Source organism: Micromonospora sp. NPDC005161 (assembly GCF_053599855.1).
The window spans coordinates 1-6,483 of sequence record NZ_JBSFYQ010000098.1; the positions used below are offsets into that span (position 1 = coordinate 1).

General features: G+C 67.9%; 7 protein-coding genes and 1 pseudogene. 3 read left to right on the forward strand and 5 right to left on the reverse strand.

Going from position 1 to position 6,483, the window contains the following annotated elements; translation table 11 throughout:
* Window positions 1–39 precede the first annotated feature (39 nt).
* Complete coding sequence (locus ACWD5O_RS36680) at window positions 40–492, reverse strand: hypothetical protein (RefSeq protein ID WP_354968067.1); 453 nt, start codon at window positions 490–492, stop codon at window positions 40–42.
* Window positions 492–959 (reverse strand): hypothetical protein, encoded by a 468-nt coding sequence (locus ACWD5O_RS36685; RefSeq protein ID WP_354968066.1) that lies wholly within the window; start codon window positions 957–959, stop codon window positions 492–494. The genes ACWD5O_RS36680 and ACWD5O_RS36685 overlap by 1 nt, the downstream gene beginning before the upstream one ends.
* Before the next feature lie 123 nt (window positions 960–1,082).
* Between ACWD5O_RS36685 and ACWD5O_RS36690 the strand changes: the two are divergent.
* The 3 genes and pseudogenes from ACWD5O_RS36690 to ACWD5O_RS36700 all read left to right on the forward strand — a co-directional run.
* Window positions 1,083–1,157: pseudogene (locus ACWD5O_RS36690) on the forward strand (DUF4440 domain-containing protein); the annotation flags it as partial.
* A gap of 106 nt (window positions 1,158–1,263) precedes the next feature.
* Window positions 1,264–1,866, forward strand: coding sequence for an FIMAH domain-containing protein (locus tag ACWD5O_RS36695; RefSeq protein WP_450006253.1), 603 nt, complete (start codon window positions 1,264–1,266; stop codon window positions 1,864–1,866).
* Between the two features lie 695 nt (window positions 1,867–2,561).
* Entirely contained in the window at window positions 2,562–4,370 is a 1,809-nt protein-coding gene (locus ACWD5O_RS36700; protein WP_450088129.1) for an IS481 family transposase, read from the forward strand.
* A 50-nt stretch (window positions 4,371–4,420) separates the two neighbouring features.
* Here ACWD5O_RS36700 and ACWD5O_RS36705 read toward each other — a convergent pair whose 3' ends face one another.
* The 3 genes from ACWD5O_RS36705 to ACWD5O_RS36715 all read right to left on the reverse strand — a co-directional run bounded on the left by ACWD5O_RS36705 (window position 4,421) and on the right by ACWD5O_RS36715 (window position 6,350).
* The gene (locus ACWD5O_RS36705; protein WP_450088128.1) at window positions 4,421–5,038 is read right to left on the reverse strand and encodes a DUF2625 family protein; all 618 of its coding nucleotides are present in this window, start codon (window positions 5,036–5,038) and stop codon (window positions 4,421–4,423) included.
* A gap of 317 nt (window positions 5,039–5,355) precedes the next feature.
* Complete coding sequence (locus ACWD5O_RS36710) at window positions 5,356–5,667, reverse strand: winged helix-turn-helix domain-containing protein (protein ID WP_354968064.1); 312 nt, start codon at window positions 5,665–5,667, stop codon at window positions 5,356–5,358.
* On the reverse strand, window positions 5,664–6,350 hold the full coding sequence (locus ACWD5O_RS36715; protein WP_354968063.1) for a hypothetical protein: 687 nt from the start codon (window positions 6,348–6,350) through the stop codon (window positions 5,664–5,666). The genes ACWD5O_RS36710 and ACWD5O_RS36715 overlap by 4 nt, the downstream gene beginning before the upstream one ends.
* Between the last annotated feature and the right edge of the window lie 133 nt (window positions 6,351–6,483).

Below are 6,483 nucleotides of genomic sequence, written 5' to 3' on the forward strand. Positions count from 1 at the left end.
GGGCAGCGAACCTGCCCGGCACGACCCACACCACGGTCGTCAGCCGCACCAGCCGAAGGGCGACGAGTACGAGCTGAGCGTCCCGGTCTTGTTCGGCCCGCTGTACGCGACGCCGGAGTAGCGGACGCACTCGCCCGGGGCGTAGAGATAGACGGGCCCGGCGTAGTAGCGGTAGTTGCCCGGGTCCTGGGCGACGCGCCCACCCCTCGTCTCCACCTTGGCGTTCATCCAGGTCGCGACGCCGACATAGCTGGACTTCTCCGCGACGACGCAGTTCATCTTCGTCTGCGCGCTGTACATCAGGTAGATGTGCCCGAAGTACTGGCCACCGCTGGTGAGCAGCACCTTGTCGTCGATTTCCTGGTAGCTGGATCCGCACTGCTCCCCGTACCCGGCTGCGGCGCTGGCCGGTGCCGGGCCAACGGCCGGAGCTCCCGCCGCGACGATCCCAGCCACGAGACAGGCCACCAACGAGCGTCGCATCGTGGACATCAGCCGCACCATCCCGACCTGTTGTCGCCGGCGTTGGAGTCCGTCGGCGGGTAGTAGATGTTGCCGATGACCCAGATGCACTTTCCGCTGGCGTAGGCGCTCACCGGACCGGCGTAGTACCTGTACGTGCCGTGGTCCCGGTCGTTCGCCGCCAGCAGTCGGCAGTTGCTGGTGCCGGATGAACAGACCCACAGCTCGACCGACATGACCTTGCTGACGCCCCAGGTGTTCGCACTCGACACGGTCCGCGCGCAGTTGTATCCGCCGCTGTAGTAGATCTCGACATACCCGTACTTCGTCGAACCGTTGATGGCCACGTCTCCGTACAGGTCGAAGCCACCGACCTTGGAGCCCGAACAGGTCCCGGTCGCGGCCTGCGCTGGCGGGCCGGCGAGGATCGCACTCCCGGTTGTGCTCAGGACAAGCGCGGCGAGTATCGCCATGATCCGCGATCGCAAGGTCGTCAATGGTGCCTCCGTACTCTCGGTGCCCCGCCGGGAGGCGGTTCAGGACCGGCACAGTCAACGTTTGTCCGCAACCGCCGGCCAAATGATTCGAACTGGTTCGAATCCCCGCTGGTCAGCGGCCGCTCGGGAGCCCGCGCACAGGTTGTCCGATGCCAGCCGGACGGAAGCTGGTTGCGTCTGCTTGACCAGCCGCAGTTCGCGCCCGCCGACCCGCTGAGGCAGCCGCCCGGAAGGAACAGGAACGCCGCTGATCAGGCCGGACTTGCGAGCAAGGGCGCCATGGCGCTGTGGCATGATGTCCGCCATGTCTGCCACGCCTAGTCCTGACCAGTCGGGCATAGACCCGCCGACGGTGCTGTTGAGGCTAGCCGGCGGACAGGCAGAAGCTGGCCGTGACAAGACGCGCTGGTTCATGTGGGCTGCCGTTGCTGGTGCGCTGGTCGCGGTCGTCCTTGCCACCGTCATGGTCGTGTTCTCCAGTGGCGATACCGAGCCATCCCGTTCCCCAGCGGCGGCTCCCATGGCTACGGACGCTGCGGTACCAGAGGCAGCCGAATCCGAGGTGGCCGGTGCGCCGTCGGCGTCCCCTTCCTCCTCGGCCTCGGCGAAGCCGTCCCCTCGTCCTAGCCTGCGCCCGGTCGACCTCATCGCGGGACTGCACACCACGGTCCTCGGGCTCGTTCAGGACGGGGAGTTGAAGCCGGATGCTGGTGAGGAACTGACGAAGCGGCTGAGGGAAGCCGCGGAGAAGCTCGCGGATGGTAAGGCCGACAAGGCCCGGGACAAGCTTGCCGAGTTTGGCCAGAAGGTGGCCAAGCTACGGGAGGAGGACAAGCTCTCCAGCAGCGGCTACCAGTCTCTTGCCGCCGGACTGAGGCAACTCGTGGCGCTGCTGCCCACCCGCTGATTGGTTCGGCGGCTCCACCGCTTTCGCGCCGATCGCCAACAATGCGACAAATAGGTCACGGTTAGTCTCAACTCGGCTCACCACACCGATTTAACAAGGCCAACGCCATCCCGTCCGCCGCCGACCCGCCCTCCTGGGGAGCCCGGCCACCGCCCGGCCCGCCACGTCAAGCGGACCTTGACGCACGTTCGGACGCTGGCGGGCCGGGCTGTGGTCTGCTCGGCTCGCCCGGGTCGTCGGCTGGCGGGATGGCGCTGCGCAACCACCCGCGGACCGCGACCCGCCGACGGACCCCTGGCCATCTCGGAGTCGTTGCGCCCCCGCCGGAGGCGCGGTAACCACGACCGGTAGGCCGCCGCAACCCGCCGCGCGGACCCGGCGTGCCCTTCCCTGCGCCGCGCCGCTCGGGCGCGGCCCGGCCGCCTGCCGGCCCACGAACCTCAACCACCCTCGGCGCTACCGTCTGCGGCGGCCCCCGGGCTTCCCGCTTTCCGCGCCAGCCGACGGGCGTTCTGCGTGGCCGGCGTGGAGCGACAGCGGAGCGTCGGACGCGCGCCCAGGCGGCGGCGCGTGCGGCCCGTCTCGGGCCGCCTTGAAGACGTACAGAAAGTTTGAACCAATTCGCCGGCAGCGCGTGTCGTACTCCGGATGATGCGTGACACCGTGGCTTCAGTTGATGGGTGACACTCCGCCGAGTGCTGGTGGAGTTGAGCGTGACTGAGCAGCGTTACCGAGCAGTGTTGGAAGTCGAAGCTGGCCTATCCGTGACCGAGGTCGCCGAACGTTTCGGCGTCTCACGTCAGGCCGTGCACCGCTGGCTGGGCTGGTATCGCGGACACGGCCTGGACGGCCTGGCCGAGCGGTCGCACCGACCGCATGCGCATCCCGCCCAGACGCCCGCCGAGGTGGAGGCGGTGATCTGCGAACTGCGCCGCAATCATCCCCGATGGGGGCAGCGGAGGTTGCACTACGAGCTGGGCCGCCGCGATTGCCCTGGCCCGGTCCCGTCGCTCAGCACCATCTACCGAGTGTTGGTCCGACACGGCCTGGTCGACCCGACGCCCCGGCGGCGCCGTCGGGAGGACTACCGGCGCTGGCAGCGTGAGCGGCCGATGGAGCTGTGGCAGTTGGACATCGTCGGCGGCATCCGTCTCGGTGATGGTGGTGAGGCAAAGGTCGTCACCGGCGTCGATGACCATTCTCGGTTCTGCGTCATCGCCGCCGTGGTCCGAAGGGCCACCGGCCGGGCGGTCTGTCTGGCCTTCGCCGAGGCCCTGCAGCGGTTCGGGGTGCCGGAGGAGGTGTTGACGGACAACGGCAAGCAGTTCACCGCACGGTTCGGCCGCGGTGGCGGCGAGGTGATGTTCGACCGGATTTGCCGGGAGAACGGCATCACCCATCGGCTGACCAAGCCCCGCTCACCCACCACCACGGGCAAGGTCGAGCGATTCCATCAGACGTTGCAGCGGGAACTGCTCGACGACGTCGAAGTCTGGGCCGACCCGGAGCAGGCCCAGGCCGCCATCGACGCCTTCCGCCACGAATACAACACGGAACGGCCCCACCAGTCCCTCGGGATGGCGTTCCCCGCCGACCGGTTCACCGCTGAGCCGGCCGAGGAACAGCTGCCGCTGCGGCTTCCGCCAGCGCTGACCACCACCGTCCCTGCGCCCCGCCGACCGCTGCCGGCACCACTGGCATCTCCACCGTCCGCTTGGCAGGCCACCGTCCCCGCAGCGCCAGTGGCCGCTGGCGACGACGTCGGCCTGGCCGTGGAGGTCACCCGGGTCGTTCCCGCCTCGGGCAATCTCACCGTCTGTGGGCAGCAGTTCTGGCTCAGCCCCACCCGCGCCGGGCTGCCAGTCACACTGTGGGCGGACACCACCGTCGTCCACCTGCTCATCGATGGCGTCGGACTCAAGACCGTGCCGTCCCGGCTCACCGCCGCCTACCTGCGCCAACTCCTCGCCGACGACGGCACACCCGCCGGGCCACCACCGATCGCCGCCGGACCCATCCAAGCCGGCGCCCCGATTGAGGTCGACCGGCTCGTCAACGCCACCGGCCTGATCAGCCTCGCCGGCCGGCAACACCCCGTTGGCTACCACTTCGCCGGACGACGCGTCACCGTCCGACTCGACCGCGGCCTCATGCAGATCACCGCCGACGGCGTCCTGCTGCGAAGCCTGGCCAACCCTCTCACCGCCGCCGAGATCGCCCGCATCCGCGACGCCCGACCCGCTGGACCCCCACCGACCCCGGCACCTGAACCGGTGCGGGTTGAACGTCGCGTCAGCTGCCGAGGATCCCTGGTCATCGCCGGTCAACGCATCCATGTCGGCATCGCCCACGCCGGAGCGACCCTCACCGTCGAATCAGCCGGGACCACCTTCCGCATCCACGACGGCGACCAGCTCCTCACCGAAGTCGCTCGCACCACCACTAAGGCCATCGCCAGGTTCAAAGCCCGTAAACCCGAGCCGCCGCGAAGGACGTCACGATGACACCCTGGCCGGACCGCCGACCGCCTACCAACCGCAGAGGCATCGGACGACTAGAGGAAGCCGAGCTGACGCGCCACTTCCTGATGAACCGAAACGAGCTCAGCAAGCCGAATCGGCTTCCGGGACACCGCCGACAGATCCTTGCCCTCCCTGGTCCACGGCGGCGGCAATGCACTGATCCCCTGATCCAGGGCAACGCTGGCCACCTCGGTTTCCCACCCCGGCCAGCGCAAGCCCTCATAAAACCCAGTCAACGCACCGGCAAGCATCGCATGCAGCCAGTCGCCATAGCCAAGCTCAAGATCCTGCCAAGCGAGATCCTCGGGGCCGAAGTAATGCACAGTCGGCCTCGCGCCCGGCTCCGCCTGCAACCACGCTAACTGTCCGCCCATCACGTCGAAGGCGACGACCAGACGATCAGCCCTGGCATGCATTTCGGCAGCCACATCCGGCAACCCTTCGTGCCCACCGCCCAGCACCCGAAGCCAACCATGGTCGATCACCAGCCCACCACTGTTGGCGACCACCGCCCCGAGCCACGACCTGGTCGTGATTTCCAGCGCTGCCAGGCAGGCTGTCGCCCGCTCAGGGTCGGCCGGCAGCACCTCCACCGGATACGGAGCTGCTGCCATCACCGCCGAAATCTCAGGCCATGCAGACTGTTCCACCCCCTCAGCCTCCCAGGGGCCCAAACATGCAACGCTGAGGGCCTGCCGCAGAGCCAACCGAGATCGTCTAGCCGGACGTGTCACCCAACATCTGACACCAATCCGTCACGCATGAACTGGAGCCCGACATCGGCCGGCGGCCGGTGTCCTCCGTCGACTGATGTGCGACACTCATCCGCCAACTGATCTGCGACACCTCAGCGCGCTGATCGCCAGATCCGCGCACCCGACTGATGCGGGATCACCTTGACGAGCCTCACCAGGGCGCATCATCACGGAGATCTCCGTCGAACTTAAGGGTACGGATCTACTGCGGACTAACGCGGCAGGACGGTCGCGCCGGCCCTCGCCACGATCTCCTGCAACGCGACGACATGCTGGTCGAACGCGGCCCGTCCGACGCTGGTGAGCCTGCCTGACGTGCGTGGGCGCTTCCCGACGAAGCCCTTGCGGATCTCGACGTAGCCGGCCTCTTCGAGCGTCGTCAACTGCTTCGAGAGGGCGGAGTCGGACAGGCCGATGCTGTCGCGGATGAACTTGAAGTCGGCCCATTCCGTGGCCGCGAGCAGTGACACGATCGAGAGCCGGGTGGGGGCGTGGATGAGTTCGTCGAATCGTGGCTTAATCATTTCGGGCCGCCGGCGCGATCGTCGAGCATGAGGCGACCCAGGTACCGCATCAGCAATGGCCCGCCGACGACCATGAATAGGCCGGCCAGGAGAATGCCCGCGGTCGCGGGATAGCGGACCCCGGCGGCCTTCAGCGCGAACGACGTCGGCAACGAGACGGCCAGGATGCCCGCGACGAAACCGAGAATAGCCAGGACGCCGGTCGGCCGGAGCAGGTCGTTGCGCGGCTGGGCGCGCCCGACGATGCCGAGCACGAGCCGGCCCGTCACGATGAGGGTGCCGAACACGAACGCGGCCGTTGCGATGCCGATCACCAGTGGCCGCCGGGTCTCGACGGCGACCGAGAAGCCAACCATGAGAACCGCGGTGGCCCACCAGAACCAGGTGGGGATGATCGTCAAGGTGACCACTTGCTCCCGGCGTCGGGCGATCTCCGTCAGCGCCCCGGCGGCCTCGTCGGGGCGTACCTCGTTGGCCATGACCCACCTCCATGCCTGTGCGGACAGTACTTTCTCACGTGGAACGTAGCATTCACTTTCCCGCCCGGCAAGTAGTTGCTCGATCCGCGCGCCGACCGCAGGCGTCTGCGGAGCAGAGCGCTGACCTGCGCCATGACTGAGCTTGCTCCGCTGCCTGATAGTCCCAAGGTCGGACAATCGTCGTCGCGCATAACGCCCGACCATCGGCAGATCCGCACGTCCCGAGGCGCACTGATGGGCCCCTAGCCTCGCGCCTTCATGAAGGCTGGCGGTGGTGGCGGGTCGTGAACGTGAAAATGCCCTCTGGGCTGGGATGATGGGACTTGTCGAGGGTCAC